Raw genomic sequence first — 18,126 nt, forward strand, 5'->3', positions numbered from 1 at the left:
ATCTCAATGCAAAAGCCTTTTTGCACTGGGATAATCGAGGAAACTACAATGGCTGATATTACCGCTGCCCTGGTAAAAGAACTGCGCGAACGTACTGGCGCTGGCATGATGGATTGTAAGAAAGCGCTGGTTGAAGCTAACGGCGACATCGAGCTGTCAATTGAAAACATGCGTAAATCTGGCGCGATCAAAGCTGCTAAGAAAGCAGGCAACGTAGCTGCTGACGGCGTGATCAAAACTAAAGTCGAAGGCAACTACGGTCTGATCCTGGAAGTTAACTGCCAGACTGACTTCGTTGCTAAAGATGGTGGTTTCCAGGCTTTCGCTGACAAAGTGCTGGATGCTGCTTTCGCAGGCAAAATCACTGACGTTGAAGTACTGAAAGCTCAGTTCGAAGAAGAGCGTGTTGCTCTGGTTGCTAAGATCGGTGAGAACATCAACATTCGCCGTATCGCTGCACTGGAAGGCGACGTTCTGGGTAGCTACCTGCACGGTGCTCGCATCGGTGTTCTGGTTGCTGCTACTGGCGCTGAAGAAGACCTGGTTAAGCAAATCGCTATGCACGTTGCTGCAAGCAAGCCAGAATTCGTTAAGCCAGAAGACGTGTCTGCTGAAGTTGTAGAAAAAGAGTACCAGGTTCAGCTGGACATCGCGATGCAGTCTGGCAAGCCAAAAGAAATTGCAGAGAAAATGGTTGAAGGCCGCATGAAGAAATTCACCGGCGAAGTTTCTCTGACGGGTCAGCCTTTCGTTATCGACCCAAGCAAATCAGTTGCTCAGGTTCTGAAAGAGCACAACGCTGACGTGACTAACTTCATTCGCTTTGAAGTGGGTGAAGGCATCCAGAAAGCTGAGACTGACTTTGCTGCAGAAGTTGCTGCAATGAGCAAACAGTCTTAATGCTGGATTGATGTAAAAATGGAACCGCTGAAACTGGCGGTTCCGTTTTATCCGGCCTTAAAAAATACCTCAGAGGTTATCCTCTACTAGTTTAATCAGGCAGATAAGTTGATGTCTGATGACATCACAGGACTTGTGATGCAAAAAAAACGACCATCCCATTACGACACATTGCTTCTTAGGACAGACACCATGGCTACCAATGCGAAACCCGTTTATCAGCGTATCCTGCTAAAACTCAGTGGCGAAGCCCTGCAGGGCAGTGAAGGTTTTGGTATCGATGCGAGCGTTTTGGATCGCATGGCACAGGAAGTGAAAGAGCTGGTTGAGCTGGGCATCCAGGTGGGTGTTGTGATTGGCGGCGGGAACCTGTTCCGCGGTGCTGGTCTTGCTCAAGCTGGAATGAATCGCGTCGTAGGCGACCACATGGGAATGCTGGCCACCGTAATGAATGGTCTGGCAATGCGTGATGCACTGCACCGTGCCTATGTGAATGCGCGCCTCATGTCTGCGATTCCGCTTAACGGCGTTTGCGACAACTACAGCTGGGCAGAAGCCATTAGCCTGCTGCGTAACAATCGTGTCGTAATCTTTGCAGCCGGTACCGGCAATCCATTCTTCACTACAGATTCTGCGGCCTGTTTGCGCGGGATCGAAATCGAAGCTGACGTGGTTCTCAAGGCCACCAAAGTTGACGGCGTCTTCTCTGCCGATCCGGTTAAACACCCGGAGGCGACCATGTTCGATCACCTGACTTACCAGGACGTGCTTGAAAAAGAATTGAAAGTCATGGACCTTGCTGCCTTCACGCTGGCTCGCGACCACAACCTGCCGATTCGCGTTTTCAACATGAACAAACCAGGCGCTCTGCGCCGCGTCGTCATGGGTGAGAACGAAGGTACGCTCATCTCCAGCGGCGAGTAACCTGTCGTTTATTAGAAGACCGTTTTGAATATTCACGGACTATAATAAAGTTATGGTCTGCCAAGTAACCCGTTTCCAAAGGTTCGCAACGTGATTAATGAAATCAGAAAAGATGCTGATACCCGCATGTCAAAATGCGTAGAAGCATTCAAAAATAACATCAGCAAAATCCGCACCGGTCGTGCACAGCCAAGCATTCTTGATGGTATCCATGTCGACTACTATGGCTCTTCCACTCCGCTGCGTCAGTTGGCAAGCGTTGTTGCAGAAGATGCACATACCCTGGCTGTTACCGTATTCGACCGTTCCGTTAGCGCAGCGGTAGAGAAAGCTATCATGGCGTCCGACCTGGGTCTGAACCCGATGTCTGCCGGTAGCGTTATCCGTGTTCCACTGCCTCCGCTGACGGAAGAGCGTCGTAAAGACATGATCAAAATCGTGCGCGGTGAAGCCGAGCAGGGTCGTGTTTCTGTGCGTAACGTTCGCCGTGACGCTAACGATAAAGTGAAAGCACTCCTGAAAGACAAAGAGATCAGCGAAGACGAAGATCGCCGTTCCCAAGACGACATTCAGAAAATGACTGATACGTATATCAAAGCGGTAGACAAAGCGCTGGCTGATAAAGAAGCCGAGTTGATGGATTTCTAATCTATCTCTGCGTATTACCTGAAGCGTCGCAAATGCGGCGCTTTATTTTTTTGAAAAAACATTTCTTATAAAAGCCCTACAGTTAATTGTAAATTAAGTATTAATCAATAAAATGGGCCCTATCCCGTCGTTGTGACACATGAAATTTGGTGCTTGAATCTGATAGACAAGTGGCTGAATGAGTAACAGACTGTGTCACCTCCGATAATGACTTTCGCTATATTGAGTACCTTCATGAAGCAACTGACTATCCTTGGCTCAACAGGTTCTGTTGGCATTAGCACGCTTTGCGTCGTGCGGTCCAACCCTGAGGCCTTTGCCGTGCGTGCGCTGGTCGCAGGAAACAATGTTCAGGTCATGGCCGAGCAGTGTCTCGAGTTCTCTCCTTTGTACGCCTCAATGGCGGATGAAAGATCGGCCGCTGCGCTGAGAGAGATTCTAAAAGAGCAGGGGAGCAAGACGCAGGTCATGTCGGGCGTGAATGCCGCCTGCGAACTGGCCGCGCTGGATGAGGTTGATCAAGTCATGTCTGCCATCGTCGGTGCCGCCGGCCTGTTGCCGACGCTTGCCGCCGTCAAAGCCGGTAAACGCGTTCTGTTGGCAAACAAAGAGTCGCTGGTGACCTGCGGTCGCATCTTCATGGATGCAGTACGTGAAAATAAAAGTCAGCTGTTGCCCATCGACAGCGAACATAACGCGATTTTTCAGAGCCTGCCGGAAACTATTCAGCAACAGCTGGGTTACGCATCTCTGCAAGACAACGGCGTGTCGCGCATTATTCTGACCGGTTCGGGTGGGCCTTTCCGTGAACTGCCGCTGTCAGAGTTCGCCGACGTGACGCCTGAACGCGCCTGCGCGCATCCAAATTGGTCAATGGGTCGGAAAATTTCTGTCGACTCGGCCACAATGATGAACAAAGGTCTGGAGTATATTGAGGCTCGCTGGCTGTTTAACGCTTCGGCGGAGCAGATGGAAGTCATCATTCACCCACAGTCGATGATTCACTCGATGGTGCGCTACATCGACGGCAGCGTATTAGCTCAACTGGGTTCGCCGGATATGCGTACGCCAATCGCCCACGCCATGGCGTATCCACAGCGTGTTGCTGCGGGCGTTGAGCCTCTGGATTTCTGCAAAATGGGCGCATTGACTTTCAGCGAGCCAGACTACGAGCGTTATCCGTGTCTAAAATTGGCCATCGAGGCCAGCCGTACTGGTCAGGCTGCAACCACGGCGCTCAATGCCGCTAATGAAATTTCGGTTGCTGCATTCCTGGCGGGGAAAATTCGCTTTACCGATATTGCCAAACTCAATCATCGGGTCATGGATAAAACTTTGCCCGGAGAGCCAAGCTGCGTAGAAGAGGTTTTGGAAATAGACCGCTCTGCGAGAGAGGCCGCATCATTGTTATTACAGTCATTTACTCTGTAAAATTATACGTCAATGAATGAGGTCGTTTGTTCGAACAACGTTGAAATGATATAGTCTGCGCCTCCTGACGACGCGAAATTGCGTTTCATGGCCGTACTACTCATTTTTAAGTACGTTGGTAGTCAGGTGAAGCCGTGCCTGATAGGGTTCACGGCTTTTTTACGCGCACGCTTCATCATGCACGCGAATGCAGGGTTTACAGGTGACGTCGTTAATTCTAGCTGAAGGGAAAGAGTACGGGTTATGTCGCTCGAGAATCAACAAATGACTGATACAACTTGTCTGCTACCGCGCCATGTTGCCATTATTATGGATGGAAATGGCCGTTGGGCGAAACGCCAGGGAAAAATGCGGGTCTTTGGTCATAAAGCGGGAGTAAAGTCCGTTCGCAAGGCTGTCAGCTTTGCTGCAAGCCATCACCTTGATGCGCTCACGCTTTATGCCTTCAGTAGTGAGAACTGGAATCGCCCGATTCAGGAAGTTTCTGCTTTGATGGAGCTTTTTGTCCGTGCGTTAAGCAGTGAAGTAAAAAGTTTGCATAAACACAATGTCCGCTTACGGGTTATCGGCGACGTCAGCCGTTTTAGCTCACGTTTGCAGGACATGATCCGTAAATCGGAAACGCTGACACAAAATAACGATGGGCTTACGCTAAACATTGCTGCCAATTACGGTGGGCGATGGGATATTATTGAAGGCGTAAAGAAGCTGGCAGGCCAGGTTGAAGCTGGTACACTGCGGGCGGACCAAATCACGGAAGAGGCGTTAGGTGCATCGGTCTGTATGAGCGAACTGGCACCCGTCGATCTTGTTATCCGAACCGGTGGGGAACATCGTATCAGTAACTTTTTGCTGTGGCAGATTGCCTATGCAGAGCTTTACTTTACCGACGTCCTCTGGCCGGATTTTGATGAAAATGTCTTTGAAGGTGCGCTGAATGCTTTTGCACAACGCGAGCGTCGCTTCGGGGGGACTACACCTATCGGCGCCAATGCGTCCTAGGGAGAACTTTTGCTGAAGTATCGCATTATCACAGCTTTGATTTTGATTCCCATTGTCATCGCCGCTCTATTTTTACTGCCGCCCGTCGGCTTTGCCGTCGTCACTATCGTCGTTTGCATGTTAGCAGCGTGGGAGTGGGGCCAGTTTGCCGGATTTAAATCACGCACCCAGCGCGTGTGGTTAGCTATTCTCTGCGGCTTCCTGCTTGCCGCCATGATGCTAAGTCTTCCGGCTTATCAGCAGTCTGTTCATCTGATTCAGATTAGTGGCTCGCTCTGGCTGTCGCTAGCCTGGTGGATTGCAGCGTTTATTTTGGTCGTTTTGTATCCCGGTTCTGCCGCAGCGTGGCGTAACTCACGTCCGTTGAAGCTGATTTTCGGTTTATTGACCATTGTTCCGTTCTTCTGGGGTATGCTGTCGCTGCGCCTTTACGGCTACGCTGAAAACCATTACAACGGCGCCTGGTGGCTGCTCTACGTGATGCTGCTGGTATGGGGTGCCGACTCTGGTGCCTACATGTTTGGCAAGCTGTTTGGTAAGCACAAGCTGGCCCCGAAAGTCTCGCCAGGTAAAACCTGGGAAGGGTTGATTGGCGGTCTGTTGACCTCGGCTTTGATATCATGGCTGTTTGGTCGTTATGTACCGTTGAACGTTGCACCGGCAACCCTGTTGATTTGCTCCGTCATTGCGACGTTGGCATCGGTTCTTGGCGATCTGACCGAAAGCATGTTCAAACGTGAAGCAGGGATTAAAGACAGCGGTAACTTAATACCCGGCCATGGCGGCATCATGGACCGTATCGACAGCCTGACCGCTGCGGTGCCGGTTTTTGCTTGTCTCATGCTGTTGGTGTATTAACCTTTATGCCTGCGGCAGTTTTTAAGGAATAGTTGGGATTATGATGAACATACTCTGGAGCCTGGCCGCCTTTATTGTTGCATTGGGGGTGCTAATCACCGTGCACGAATTCGGCCATTTCTGGGTTGCTCGTCGCTGTGGCGTTCGCGTTGAACGTTTCTCTGTCGGTTTTGGGCGCGCTATTTTCCGCCGCACCGACAAGCAGGGAACGGAATACGTGTTGGCCATGATCCCGCTGGGCGGCTACGTCAAAATGCTCGATGAGCGCGTTGAGGCAGTCGCCCCCGAATATCGTCATCAGTCCTTCAATAACAAAACCGTCTGGCAGCGCGCGGCCATCATCAGTGCCGGCCCCATCGCTAACTTCATCTTTGCCGTTTTCGCCTACTGGCTGGTCTTCATTATCGGCGTCCCGAGCCTGCGCCCGGTCGTCGGCGAAATCGCCCCACATTCTATTGCCGCACAGTCCAATATTTTGCCCGGAATGGAACTTAAGTCCGTTGATGGTATCGAAACGCCTGATTGGGATTCAGTTCGCATGGCGTTGATCGGCGAAATTGGAGACGCGAAAACTACCGTCGGGATTGCCCCCTTTGGCTCGTCTCAAGTTGTTGTAAAACAGCTTGATCTCACGGCGTGGCACTTCGACCCGGAAAAGCAGGATCCTGTTGTATCACTGGGTATTATTCCCCGTGGTCCGCAGATAGAATCTATTCTGGCTCAGGTGCAGGCTGACTCCGCTGCGCAGAAGGCAGGTTTGCAAGCGGGCGACAGGATAGTTAAAGTTGATGGTCAGGTTTTAGTAAGTTGGCAAGCTTTTGCCATTCAGGTACGCGATAATCCGGGCAAGTCGATGGCGTTGGAAATCGAGCGCAATGGGCAACCTGTGAACTTAACGCTAATACCAGACACTAAATCAGTGGGTAAGGGACAGGCGCAGGGTTTTGCCGGCGTGGTCCCAAAAATTATTCCACTGCCTGACGAGTATAAAACGATTCGCCAGTATGGTCCGTTTGTGGCGTTTTATGAAGCTGGGGATAAAACCTGGCAACTCATGAAATTAACGGTCAATATGCTGGGCAAGTTAATAACCGGTGATGTGAAGCTGAATAATTTGAGTGGCCCTATTTCCATCGCACAGGGTGCAGGTTTATCAGCTGAATATGGATTTGTGTATTACCTGATGTTTTTGGCATTGATAAGTGTCAATCTCGGTATCATCAATCTGTTCCCATTACCGGTGTTAGATGGGGGTCACCTGCTGTTTCTGGCAATAGAAAAGCTAAAGGGTGGGCCAGTTTCCGAGCGAGTTCAGGACTTCAGTTATCGCATTGGCTCTGTATTGCTGGTGTTATTAATGGGGCTTGCACTTTTCAATGATTTCTCCCGTCTTTAACGGCTGGGGATTAGGTTAGGAAGAACGCATAACAACGATGGCGATCAAAAAGTTGCTCATAGCGTCGCTGCTGTTTGGCAGCGCAACCGTATACGGTGCAGATGGATTCGTAGTGAAGGATATTCATTTCGAAGGCCTGCAGCGCGTTGCCGTCGGTGCGGCGTTACTCAATATGCCGGTTCGCGTAGGGGATACAGTCACCGACGATGATATCAGTAATACCATTCGTGCATTGTTTGCCACAGGCAACTTTGAGGACGTTCGCGTCCTGCGCGATGGTGACACGCTGATTGTTCAAGTCAAAGAGCGCCCGACTATCGCCAGCATCACCTTCTCCGGCAACAAAGCCGTGAAAGATGACATGCTGAAACAAAACCTTGAGGCCTCTGGCGTCCGGGTTGGCGAAGCGCTTGACCGTACCCAGGTCTCCAATATCGAAAAGGGTCTGGAAGACTTCTACTACAGCGTAGGTAAATACAGCGCGTCTGTTAAAGCCGTTGTAACGCCTCTGCCTCGCAACCGCGTCGACCTGAAACTGGTCTTTACCGAAGGTGTCTCTGCGCAAATTCAGCAGATCAACATCGTCGGTAATCACGCTTTCAGCACCGATCAATTAGTTTCTCAGTTCCAGCTGCGCGACGAAGTGCCGTGGTGGAACGTTATTGGGGATCGTAAATATCAGAAGCAGAAGCTTTCCGGTGACCTGGAAACCCTTCGCAGCTACTACCTCGATCGCGGTTACGCGCGCTTTAACATCGACTCGACTCAGGTCAGTTTGACGCCGGACAAGAAGGGGATCTACATCACCCTGAACATCCACGAAGGCGATCAGTACAAAGTCACCGGTGTGCAAGTTGCGGGCAACATGCAGGGTCACTCGGCTGAAATCGAAAGCCTGAGCAAAATCAACAATGGCGAGCTTTACAGCGGTGCCAAAGTGACCAAGATCGAAAATGACATCAAAGCGATGCTTGGCCGTTACGGATATGCGTATCCTACGGTGAACACGCAGCCTGAAATCAACGACAAAGACAAAACAGTTATCCTGCACGTCAACGTTGACGCAGGTAACCGTTACTATGTCCGTCACGTTCGTTTCGAAGGCAATGACACCAGTAAAGACAGCGTGCTGCGTCGTGAAATGCGCCAGATGGAAGGCTCATGGCTCGGCAGCGACCTGGTCGATAAAGGTAAAGATCGTCTGAACCGCCTGGGTTATTTCGATACGGTTGACGTCGAAACCCAACGTGTGCCAGGGACAACCGATCAGGTTGACGTAGTTTACAAAGTGAAGGAGCGTAACACCGGTACCTTCAACTTTGGCGTAGGCTATGGCTCCGAGAGCGGCGTGAGCTTCACGGTGGGCGTCCAGCAGGATAACTGGTTAGGTACCGGCTATCAGGCAGGCATTACCGGCACCAAAAACGACTACCAGACCTATACCGAGCTGACCGTGACCAACCCGTATTTCACGGTTGATGGCGTGAGCCTGGGCGGTCGCATCTTCTACAATGACTTCAAAGCAGATGATGCAGACCTGTCCGAGTACACCAACAAGAGCTACGGTATCGGCGGCAACCTGGGCTTCCCGGTTAACGAAAACAACTCCCTGCGTCTGGGTCTCGACTACGTCCATAACGACCTGTCGAACATGGAACCGCAGGTGGCAATGTTCCGTTACCTGAACAGCGTGGGTGTGAACCCGAGCGTTGTGGCCGGTGAAAACACTTCGGATGCAACCTACAGCGCCAACGACTTCTTCCTGACGCTGGGCTGGGGTTATAACGACCTTGACCGTGGCTTCTTCCCAACGGCGGGGAGTAAAGCCAGCCTGACGGGTAAAGTTACCGTGCCAGGTTCGACCAACGAATACTACAAAGTCACCTTCGATGCGACCAGCTACCTGCCTCTGACGCAGAGTCATAACTGGGTGCTGATGGGACGTGCCCGCGCCGGTTATGCCGACGGCCTGGGTGGCAAAGAAGTGCCGTTCTACGACAACTTCTATGCCGGTGGTTCAAGCAGCGTCCGTGGTTTCCAGTCGAATACCATCGGTCCTAAAGCGGCTTATTACAACTGTGCAACCGGTGCAGCCTCATATAAAGATTGTCCAATCGACAACTCTAGTGATGCGGTAGGCGGTAACGCGATGGGACTTCTCAGCGCTGAGCTGATCGTTCCTACGCCATTTGTCGGTGACAAATACGCTAACTCGCTGCGTACCTCTGTGTTCGTTGACAGCGGCACCGTTTGGGATACCAACTGGGAGAACACCCCAGAGACTATCGCTGCCGGTGTTCCTGACTACAGTAAACCAGGTAATATCCGTGTTTCTTCCGGTGTGGCATTGCAATGGCAGTCTCCTTTGGGACCTCTGTCATTCTCTTATGCACAGCCGGTTAAGAAATATGAAGGTGATAAGGCAGAACAGTTCCAGTTTAACATCGGTAAAACGTGGTAATCTGTTACGGAATTATACCCCAGGTATCAGGGTATAAGCCTTAATCAGCAGAATCGCTTGGGCCTGAGTGATAATAATCTTCTCAGGCCCTCTGCGTAATTGACTGTGCCATCTGGCACAAACGGGTGATGGAAGGAGTTTATAGTGAAAAAGTGGTTATACGCCGCAGGCCTCGGATTAGTTATGGCTGCTTCAGCTAGCGTTCAGGCTGCTGATAAAATTGGTGTTGTAAACGTTCAGCAAATTTTCCAACAAATGCCTGCTCGTGAAGCTGTTGCTAAACAGCTTGAAAACGAATTCAAAGGTCGCGCTACCGCACTTCAGGCACAGGAAACTGCTCTGCAGTCTCAGATGCAGAACCTGCAGCGTAACGCTTCAACAATGAAAGCCGCTGACCGCGCCAAACTTGAAAAACAAGTTATGGCTAACCGCGAAGATTTCTCTGCAAAAGCTCAGGCTTTTGACAATGATAATCGTCGTCGTCAGGCTGAAGAACGTAACAAAATCCTGGGCCGTATCCAGGACGCTGTTAAAACTGTTGCAGCAAAAGACGGTCTTGATATCGTCATCGACGCCAACGCTCTGGCTTATGCATCAAACGATGCTAAAGACATCACTGACGAAGTGCTGAAACAGGTTAAATAAGCATGGCTTCAATTCGACTGGCTGATCTCGCACAGCAGTTGGATGCACAATTGCACGGTGATGGCGAACTCGCCATCACCGGCATTGCTTCAATGCATTCCGCACACTCTGAGCAAATCACGTTTTTATCAAACAGCCGTTACCGTGAACAGTTAGCATCCTGCCTTGCAGGCGCTGTAGTGTTGACCGAAGCGGATCTGCCCTTTTGCCAAAGTGCGGCATTAGTGGTTAAAAACCCGTACCTGACTTATGCACGCATGGCTCAAATTCTTGATACTACGCCTGCGCCTGCACAAGACATCGCTCCGAGCGCCGTCATCTCTCCTGAAGCAAAAATTGGGCAAGGGGTATCGGTAGGCGCGAATGCAGTGATCGAATCCGGTGTTGAATTAGGCGACGGCGTTATTATTGGCGCGGGCTGTTTCATCGGAAAAAATGCCAAGATTGGTGCGGGAACGCGCATTTGGGCGAATGTCTCTATCTATCATCGCGTCGAAATTGGTCAGAAATGTCTGATTCAATCAGGTACGGTGATCGGTGCAGATGGCTTCGGATACGCGAACGATCGCGGCAATTGGGTTAAAATCCCTCAGCTTGGTACCGTGATTATCGGCGATTCTGTTGAGATCGGTGCCTGTACCACGATTGACCGTGGTGCCCTTGATGACACGCAAATTGGTAACGGTGTCATCATTGATAATCAATGTCAGATTGCACACAACGTCGTGATTGGAGACAATACGGCGGTTGCAGGTGGTGTGATTATGGCGGGTAGCCTAAAAATTGGGCGTTACTGCCAGATTGGCGGTGCCAGCGTCATAAACGGCCACATGGAAATTTGCGATAGGGCTGTTGTCACTGGAATGGGAATGGTCATGCGACCAATTACCGAACCTGGGGTATACTCTTCCGGGATTCCGTTACAGCCGAACAAAGCATGGCGTAAGACTGCCGCGTTGGTTATGAATATCGACGAGATGAATAAACGCTTAAAAGCCGTAGAGCGTAAAATCGAAGAAGACTAATTCACCAACAATTAACTACTAAAAATCAATAAGTAATGTGATGTTTCAGTTTCACTGTTCATCGTCTTTACGATTCTTAGTCCCTATTTGCGGCCTGCACAATGCTCCTCTTTGAGGGGCACGCAGGCCGTGCTATTGATGATATCAGTAATATTAGACAGGACGAGTATTTTGAGCACTCCTACTCACAACGATCACTCTCATGAAGAAGTTAGCGTAGAAGGTTTTGGTATTGGAGAAATACTTGAGCTGCTTCCGCACCGTTTTCCGTTCTTGCTGGTAGACCGTGTTGTTGAATACACGCCCCACAAAACGCTGCGTGCGATTAAAAATGTTTCTTTCAATGAGCCTTGCTTCCAGGGACATTTCCCGAGCAAACCCATTTTCCCTGGCGTTCTGATCCTTGAAGCCATGGCGCAGGCTACCGGCCTGCTGGCGTTTAAAAGCGTCGGTAGACTTGAGCCAGGCGAGCTTTACTACTTTGCTGGCATCGACAGTGCACGCTTTAAAAAACCAGTGGTTCCAGGCGACACCATGGTTTTGGAAGTCGAGTTCAAGAAGACTCGTCGCGGTGTCACCTGGTTCACCGGCGTGGCGAAAGTCGATGGTGCCGTAGTATGTGAAGCCGAGATGATGTGCGCCCGTAGTCAGGAGAAATAATCCGTGATTGATAAAACCGCCTTTATTCACCCTAGCGCTGTCGTTGAAGAGGGTGCTGTTATTGGTGCAGGCGTTCATATCGGGCCTTTCTGCTATATCGGCTCTCAGGTCGAAATTGGCGAGGGCACCGAGCTCAAGTCACATGTGGTGGTGAATGGCGTGACCAAAATTGGTCGCGACAACCGTATTTTTCAGTTCGTTTCCATCGGTGAAATCAACCAGGATCTGAAATATGCCGGTGAACCTACACGTGTTGAAGTGGGCGATCGCAACAATATTCGTGAGAGCGTCACCATTCATCGTGGTACCGTTCAAGGCGGCGGACTGACTAAAGTAGGCAGCGATAACCTGCTGATGGTCAATGCCCATATTGCTCATGACTGCATCGTCGGCAATCGTTGTATTCTTGCTAATAATGCGACCTTGGGCGGTCACGTTCAGGTTGACGACTTTGCCATCATCGGTGGCATGACCGCCGTGCACCAGTGGTGCATCATTGGTGCACACGTCATGGTTGGCGGCTGTTCCGGCGTTGCTCAGGACGTACCTCCTTTTGTTATCGCTCAAGGAAACCACGCGACGCCGTTCGGTATCAATATCGAAGGGTTGAAACGTCGTGGTTTTGACAAGCCTTCTCTTCACGCGATTCGTAACGCCTATAAGGTATTGTATCGCAGCGGTAAAACGCTTGAAGAGTCGCAGCCGGAAATTGCAGCTATTGCTGCGGAGTTCCCGGCAGTGCAGCCGTTCAGCGACTTCTTTGCCCGCTCCACGCGCGGCATCATTCGTTAACAGAGCACCGTTAATTAAAGAAACGCTCATCACGGCGAGCTGATTTAGCAGCACAACTGGATTTAAGAAAAAAATGGAAAAGCCCGTTCTGACAATCGGCCTGGTTGCCGGCGAAACATCCGGCGATATTCTGGGGGCGGGCTTGATCCGGGCTCTGAAGGGCCACTATCCTGATGCGCGCTTTGTGGGGGTCGCTGGCCCTCTAATGCAGGCAGAAGGTTGTGAAGCCTGGTTCGAAATGGAAGAGCTTGCAGTGATGGGCGTGGTAGAAGTGCTTGGGCGTCTGCCACGCCTGTTAGAAATCGGCAATGAGCTGACGCGACGCTTTGCCGAGCTTAAACCTGATGTGTTTGTCGGCATCGATGCGCCTGATTTCAATCTCAGGCTCGAAGCCCGCCTCAAAAAGCGCGGTTTGCGCACTATTCACTATGTCAGCCCGTCGGTCTGGGCCTGGCGACAAAAACGCGTTTTCAAAATTGGTAAAGCCACCGACATGGTGCTGGCGTTCTTGCCTTTTGAAAAAGCGTTTTATGACAAATTTAATGTCCCATGCCGTTTTATCGGCCACACGATGGCAGACTCGATCCCGTTGGATCCTGACAAACAGCTGGCGCGTGAGACTTTAGGTATTCCTCGTGACGTACACTGTCTGGCGTTGCTGCCGGGAAGCCGTCATGCCGAGGTAGAAATGCTGAGCGCCGATTTCCTGAAAACGGCGCTGCAATTGCGACAAACTTACCCTGATTTGCACATCGTCGTGCCGCTGGTTAACGCCAAACGCCGTGAACAGTTCGAGCGTATCAAGGCCGAGATTGCCCCTGATTTACCGGCACACCTGCTCGATGGGCAGGCACGCAATGCGATGATAGCCAGCGACGCAGCCCTGCTGGCATCCGGCACCGCAGCGCTGGAATGCATGCTGGCCAAGTGTCCGATGGTGGTCGGTTATCGAATGAAGCCGTTTACCTTTTGGCTGGCCAAGCGTCTGGTAAAAACGCCTTACGTGTCTTTGCCTAACCTGTTGGCCGGTCGTGAAATCGTGACCGAACTGCTGCAGGAAGAGTGCGTACCTGACAAACTTTCGGCTGCACTGCTGCCGCTGCTGGCGGGCGGTGAGAAGAGCCACCAGTTGAAACAAACTTTCCTGACGCTGCATGAAAGCATTCGTCGCGATGCCGACGAGCAGGCGGCGCAGGCGGTGATGGAGTTGGCAAGAAAATGACAGACATTTTTGTATACCCGCAGGCGAATCTCATCGCCGGCGTGGACGAAGTCGGACGCGGCCCTCTGGTTGGTGCCGTGGTAACCGCCGCGGTCATTCTGGACTCGTCAAAACCGATTGCCGGTCTGGCCGATTCAAAAAAACTCAGCGAAAAGCGCCGTGAATTTCTGTTTGAAGAAATCAAGGAAAAGGCGCTGGCCTGGAGCCTTGGCCGCGCTGAGCCAGAAGAGATTGATGCGCTCAACATCCTGCATGCCACCATGCTGGCAATGCAACGCGCCGTGGCGGGATTAGGCATCGCGCCTGAATTCGTCCTGATCGACGGCAACCGTTGCCCGAAACTGCCAATGCCTTCGCAGGCGGTGGTAAAAGGCGATAGCCGTGTTGCAGAAATCAGTGCGGCGTCTATATTGGCTAAGGTTACTCGCGACCGTGAAATGGTTGAGCTGGATAGGGAATTCCCTGAGTATGGCTTTGCCAAACACAAGGGCTATCCAACGGCGGCGCATCTCGAACAGCTGGCACGCCTGGGCGCGACCACTCACCACAGGCGCAGTTTTGCCCCTGTCCGACGTGCGTTGGAAGATGCGCTACTGTCGCGTTAAGCGGCCGTCGTATAGACCGATAACACCGTTTTTTCACAGCAACTCTTAGATTTCTGGTAACTGAATATGGCCGAACCTCGTTTTATTCATCTGCGCGTGCACAGTGACTATTCCATGGTTGATGGATTAGCCAAGGTTGGCCCGTTGGTGAAACGAGCGGCTGCTCTCGGCATGCCTGCGCTGGGTATCACCGATTTCACCAACCTCTGCGGGCTGGTGAAATTTTATGGCTCGGCGCACGGCGCCGGGATTAAGCCGCTGATTGGCGCCGATTTTAACGTACACAGCGACATGCTGGGCGATGAGTTAGCCCAGCTCACCGTGTTGGCGATGAACAATCAAGGCTACCAAAACCTGACGCTGCTGATTTCCAGAGCTTACCAGCGCGGCTATGGCGCGGCAGGTCCGATTATCGAGCGTGAATGGCTGGCAGAGCTTAACGAAGGCCTGCTGCTGCTTTCTGGCGCGCGTCACGGCGATATCGGCAAATTCCTGAGCCGTTCTAATCAACCGCAGGTTGAGCAATGCGTTGAGTTTTATCAGCAATACTTCCCAAATCGCTACTATCTCGAGCTGATCCGCACCGGCCGTCCTGATGAAGAAAACTATCTTCACGCCGCAGTCGCGCTGGCGGGCGAGACCGGCTTGCCGGTGGTTGCCACTAATGACGTACGTTTTCTGGTAGAGAGCGACTTCGACGCGCATGAAATTCGCGTGGCTATCCACGACGGTTTCACCCTTGATGATCCTAAGCGTCCCAGGAATTACACCGCGCAGCAGTATATGCGCAGCGAAGAAGAGATGTGCGAGCTGTTTGCCGACATCCCCGAGGCGTTGCAGAACAGCGTCGAGATTGCGAAACGCTGTAACGTTACCATTCGCCTAGGCGAATACTTCCTGCCGCAGTTCCCGACCGGGGATATGTCGACGGAAGACTTCCTGGTAGTGTGCTCGAAAAAAGGGCTCGAGGAGCGTCTCGAGTTCCTGTTCCCTGATCCGGCGGTGAGAGCCGAGCGTCGCCCGGAGTATGACGAGCGTCTCGACGTCGAGCTGCGCGTAATCAACCAGATGGGCTTCCCGGGCTACTTCCTGATAGTGATGGAGTTCATCCAGTGGTCCAAGGATAACGGCGTGCCGGTGGGTCCTGGCCGTGGTTCCGGTGCAGGTTCACTGGTCGCGTATGCGCTGAAAATCACCGACCTCGATCCGCTGGAATTTGACCTGCTGTTCGAACGCTTCCTGAACCCTGAGCGTGTTTCGATGCCTGACTTTGACGTCGACTTCTGCATGGAAAAACGCGATCTGGTGATCGAACACGTTGCCGAAATGTACGGACGTGAAGCGGTATCACAGATAATCACCTTCGGTACCATGGCGGCCAAAGCGGTAATCCGCGACGTAGGCCGTGTACTGGGTCATCCATACGGTTTTGTGGATCGTATTTCAAAACTGGTACCGCCGGATCCGGGCATGACGCTCGAGAAAGCCTTCGCAGCAGAGCCACAGCTGCCTGAGATTTATGAGGCCGACGAAGAAGTCAAAGCCCTGATCGACATGGCGCGCAAGCTCGAAGGTGTGACGCGTAATGCCGGTAAACACGCCGGCGGTGTCGTTATCGCCCCGACCAAGATCACTGATTTTGCGCCGCTGTACTGCGACGCAGAGGGCAACAACCCGGTTACTCAGTTCGACAAGAATGACGTGGAATATGCCGGGCTGGTGAAATTTGACTTCCTTGGGCTGCGAACGCTGACTATCATCGACTGGGCGTTGAATATGATCAACGCGCGTCGTGCAAAAACAGGTCTTGAACCTCTTGATATTGCAGCGATTCCGTTAGACGATAAGAAAAGTTTCGACATGCTGCAACGCTCGGAAACTACCGCGGTTTTCCAGCTCGAATCCCGCGGTATGAAGGACCTTATCAAGCGTCTGAAGCCCGACAGCTTTGAAGACATGATTGCCCTGGTGGCACTGTTCCGTCCCGGCCCGCTGCAGTCGGGCATGGTAGACAACTTTATCGACCGTAAACACGGGCGCGAAGAGCTGTCTTACCCGGACATTCAGTGGCAGCACGAATCCCTGAAGCCGGTACTTGAGCCGACCTATGGCATCATCTTGTATCAGGAACAGGTGATGCAGATTGCCCAGGTGCTGGCCGGTTACTCGCTCGGCGGTGCAGACATGCTGCGTCGTGCGATGGGTAAAAAAAATCCGGTCGAGATGGCCAAGCAGCGCGGCGGTTTTGAAGACGGCGCTAAATCACGCGGTATCGACGGCGAACTGGCGGTGAAAATCTTCGATCTGGTAGAGAAATTTGCTGGTTATGGATTTAACAAATCGCACTCCGCTGCCTATGCCCTGGTCTCGTATCAGACGCTGTGGTTAAAAGCGCACTATCCGGCAGAATTCATGGCGGCGGTAATGACGGCCGATATGGATAACACCGATAAAGTGGTGGGGTTAGTCGACGAATGTTGGCGAATGGGGCTTAAAATTCTGCCTCCGGACATCAACAGCGGCCTCTACCACTTCCACGTCAACGACGACGGGGAAATTGTTTACGGCATCGGCGCTATCAAAGGCGTGGGTGAAGGGCCAATTGAAGCTATCATTGAAGCTCGCAATCAGGGCGGCTATTTTAAAGAGCTGTTTGATCTCTGTGCGCGTTCGGACACTAAAAAGCTCAATCGCCGCATTTTAGAGAAACTGATCATGTCCGGGGCGTTTGACCGTCTCGGACCGCACCGCGCCGCATTGATGCACTCTTTGGGCGATGCGCTGAAGGCCGCAGATCAACACGCCAAGGCCGAGGCTATCGGTCAGGCTGACATGTTCGGCGTACTGGCTGAAGAGCCGGAGCAGGTCGAGAAGTCTTATGCCAGTGTTACGCCCTGGCAAGAACAAAAGGTATTGGACGGTGAACGCGAGACTCTGGGACTGTATCTGACCGGACATCCGATCACCCAGTACCTGAAAGAAATCGAGCGTTATGGCGGTGGCCAGCGCCTGAAAGATATGCACCCGACAGAACGGGGAAAAATGACCATCGCAGTCGGTTTGGTTGTGGCTGCGAAGGTGATGATGACCAAGCGGGGTAACCGCATTGGCATTTGTACGTTGGACGACCGGTCAGGCCGTCTTGAAGTGATGTTGTTTACCGAAGCCTTGGAAAAATTTCAGCATTTGTTGGAAAAAGACCGTATCCTGATAGCGACGGGACAGGTCAGCTTTGATGACTTCAACGGCGGGCTTAAAATGATGGCCCGTGATTTAATGGACATCAGTGAAGCGCGTGAAAAATACGCTCGTGGTCTTGCTATATCGCTGACTGACAGGCAAATTGATGACCAGCTTTTGAACCGTCTGCGCGAATCGTTGGAACCTCATCGATCGGGGACGATACCAGTTCATCTGTATTATCAACGAGAAAACGCTCGGGCACGGCTCAGATTTGGTGCAACATGGCGTGTTACGCCAACCGATCGTCTGTTGCTTGATTTACGTTCTCTGGTAGGTACTGAACAGGTTGAACTGGAATTTGACTAAAATAGGAA

At 51.8% G+C, this 18,126-nt stretch carries 15 protein-coding genes; all 15 read left to right on the forward strand.

Going from position 1 to position 18,126, the window contains the following annotated elements:
• Positions 1-48: 48 nt before the first annotated feature.
• The 15 genes from tsf to dnaE all read left to right on the forward strand — a co-directional run bounded on the left by tsf (position 49) and on the right by dnaE (position 18,118).
• On the forward strand, positions 49-900 hold the full coding sequence (gene tsf / locus O1V65_RS22925) for a translation elongation factor Ts (RefSeq protein WP_017491980.1): 852 nt from the start codon (positions 49-51) through the stop codon (positions 898-900).
• A gap of 192 nt (positions 901-1,092) precedes the next feature.
• Positions 1,093-1,824 (forward strand): UMP kinase, encoded by a 732-nt coding sequence (gene pyrH, locus O1V65_RS22930; RefSeq protein WP_269130067.1) that lies wholly within the window; start codon positions 1,093-1,095, stop codon positions 1,822-1,824.
• A 90-nt stretch (positions 1,825-1,914) separates the two neighbouring features.
• The gene (gene frr / locus O1V65_RS22935; RefSeq protein WP_017491978.1) at positions 1,915-2,472 is read left to right on the forward strand and encodes a ribosome recycling factor; all 558 of its coding nucleotides are present in this window, start codon (positions 1,915-1,917) and stop codon (positions 2,470-2,472) included.
• A gap of 234 nt (positions 2,473-2,706) precedes the next feature.
• On the forward strand, positions 2,707-3,903 hold the full coding sequence (gene ispC / locus O1V65_RS22940) for a 1-deoxy-D-xylulose-5-phosphate reductoisomerase (RefSeq protein WP_227989963.1): 1,197 nt from the start codon (positions 2,707-2,709) through the stop codon (positions 3,901-3,903).
• Positions 3,904-4,146: 243 nt separating this feature from the next.
• On the forward strand, positions 4,147-4,905 hold the full coding sequence (ispU, locus tag O1V65_RS22945) for a (2E,6E)-farnesyl-diphosphate-specific ditrans,polycis-undecaprenyl-diphosphate synthase (RefSeq protein ID WP_017491976.1): 759 nt from the start codon (positions 4,147-4,149) through the stop codon (positions 4,903-4,905).
• A gap of 9 nt (positions 4,906-4,914) precedes the next feature.
• Entirely contained in the window at positions 4,915-5,763 is an 849-nt protein-coding gene (gene cdsA / locus O1V65_RS22950; RefSeq protein WP_017491975.1) for a phosphatidate cytidylyltransferase, read from the forward strand.
• A 40-nt stretch (positions 5,764-5,803) separates the two neighbouring features.
• Positions 5,804-7,159, forward strand: a complete 1,356-nt coding sequence (gene rseP / locus O1V65_RS22955) for a sigma E protease regulator RseP (RefSeq protein WP_017491974.1) — start codon at positions 5,804-5,806, stop codon at positions 7,157-7,159.
• 37 nt (positions 7,160-7,196) lie between these two features.
• On the forward strand, positions 7,197-9,620 hold the full coding sequence (gene bamA / locus O1V65_RS22960; RefSeq protein WP_017491973.1) for an outer membrane protein assembly factor BamA: 2,424 nt from the start codon (positions 7,197-7,199) through the stop codon (positions 9,618-9,620).
• 144 nt (positions 9,621-9,764) lie between these two features.
• Positions 9,765-10,265, forward strand: a complete 501-nt coding sequence (gene skp, locus O1V65_RS22965) for a molecular chaperone Skp (RefSeq protein WP_017491972.1) — start codon at positions 9,765-9,767, stop codon at positions 10,263-10,265.
• Between the two features lie 2 nt (positions 10,266-10,267).
• The gene (gene lpxD / locus O1V65_RS22970; RefSeq protein ID WP_269130068.1) at positions 10,268-11,290 is read left to right on the forward strand and encodes a UDP-3-O-(3-hydroxymyristoyl)glucosamine N-acyltransferase; all 1,023 of its coding nucleotides are present in this window, start codon (positions 10,268-10,270) and stop codon (positions 11,288-11,290) included.
• A gap of 171 nt (positions 11,291-11,461) precedes the next feature.
• Positions 11,462-11,950, forward strand: coding sequence for a 3-hydroxyacyl-ACP dehydratase FabZ (fabZ, locus tag O1V65_RS22975; RefSeq protein ID WP_017491970.1), 489 nt, complete (start codon positions 11,462-11,464; stop codon positions 11,948-11,950).
• A gap of 3 nt (positions 11,951-11,953) precedes the next feature.
• Positions 11,954-12,742, forward strand: coding sequence for an acyl-ACP--UDP-N-acetylglucosamine O-acyltransferase (lpxA, locus tag O1V65_RS22980; RefSeq protein WP_017491969.1), 789 nt, complete (start codon positions 11,954-11,956; stop codon positions 12,740-12,742).
• Positions 12,743-12,815: 73 nt separating this feature from the next.
• Complete coding sequence (gene lpxB, locus O1V65_RS22985) at positions 12,816-13,964, forward strand: lipid-A-disaccharide synthase (RefSeq protein WP_017491968.1); 1,149 nt, start codon at positions 12,816-12,818, stop codon at positions 13,962-13,964.
• Positions 13,961-14,569: a ribonuclease HII gene (gene rnhB / locus O1V65_RS22990; RefSeq protein ID WP_084913163.1), complete on the forward strand. Its 609-nt coding sequence runs from the start codon at positions 13,961-13,963 to the stop codon at positions 14,567-14,569. The genes lpxB and rnhB overlap by 4 nt, the downstream gene beginning before the upstream one ends.
• Before the next feature lie 66 nt (positions 14,570-14,635).
• Positions 14,636-18,118: a DNA polymerase III subunit alpha gene (dnaE, locus tag O1V65_RS22995; protein ID WP_084913162.1), complete on the forward strand. Its 3,483-nt coding sequence runs from the start codon at positions 14,636-14,638 to the stop codon at positions 18,116-18,118.
• Positions 18,119-18,126: the final 8 nt, after the last annotated feature.

Source organism: Rouxiella badensis (genome assembly GCF_026967515.2).
GTDB lineage: Bacteria > Pseudomonadota > Gammaproteobacteria > Enterobacterales > Enterobacteriaceae > Rouxiella > Rouxiella badensis.

Coding starts and splice junctions, on each gene's coding strand:
- rseP (WP_017491974.1), top strand. CDS start 5,804: ATGATGAACATACTCTGGAGCCTGGCCGCCTTTATTGTTGCATTGGGG.
- tsf (WP_017491980.1), top strand. CDS start 49: ATGGCTGATATTACCGCTGCCCTGGTAAAAGAACTGCGCGAACGTACT.
- ispU (WP_017491976.1), top strand. CDS start 4,147: ATGTCGCTCGAGAATCAACAAATGACTGATACAACTTGTCTGCTACCG.
- lpxB (WP_017491968.1), top strand. CDS start 12,816: ATGGAAAAGCCCGTTCTGACAATCGGCCTGGTTGCCGGCGAAACATCC.
- lpxD (WP_269130068.1), top strand. CDS start 10,268: ATGGCTTCAATTCGACTGGCTGATCTCGCACAGCAGTTGGATGCACAA.
- bamA (WP_017491973.1), top strand. CDS start 7,197: ATGGCGATCAAAAAGTTGCTCATAGCGTCGCTGCTGTTTGGCAGCGCA.
- dnaE (WP_084913162.1), top strand. CDS start 14,636: ATGGCCGAACCTCGTTTTATTCATCTGCGCGTGCACAGTGACTATTCC.
- pyrH (WP_269130067.1), top strand. CDS start 1,093: ATGGCTACCAATGCGAAACCCGTTTATCAGCGTATCCTGCTAAAACTC.
- ispC (WP_227989963.1), top strand. CDS start 2,707: ATGAAGCAACTGACTATCCTTGGCTCAACAGGTTCTGTTGGCATTAGC.
- rnhB (WP_084913163.1), top strand. CDS start 13,961: ATGACAGACATTTTTGTATACCCGCAGGCGAATCTCATCGCCGGCGTG.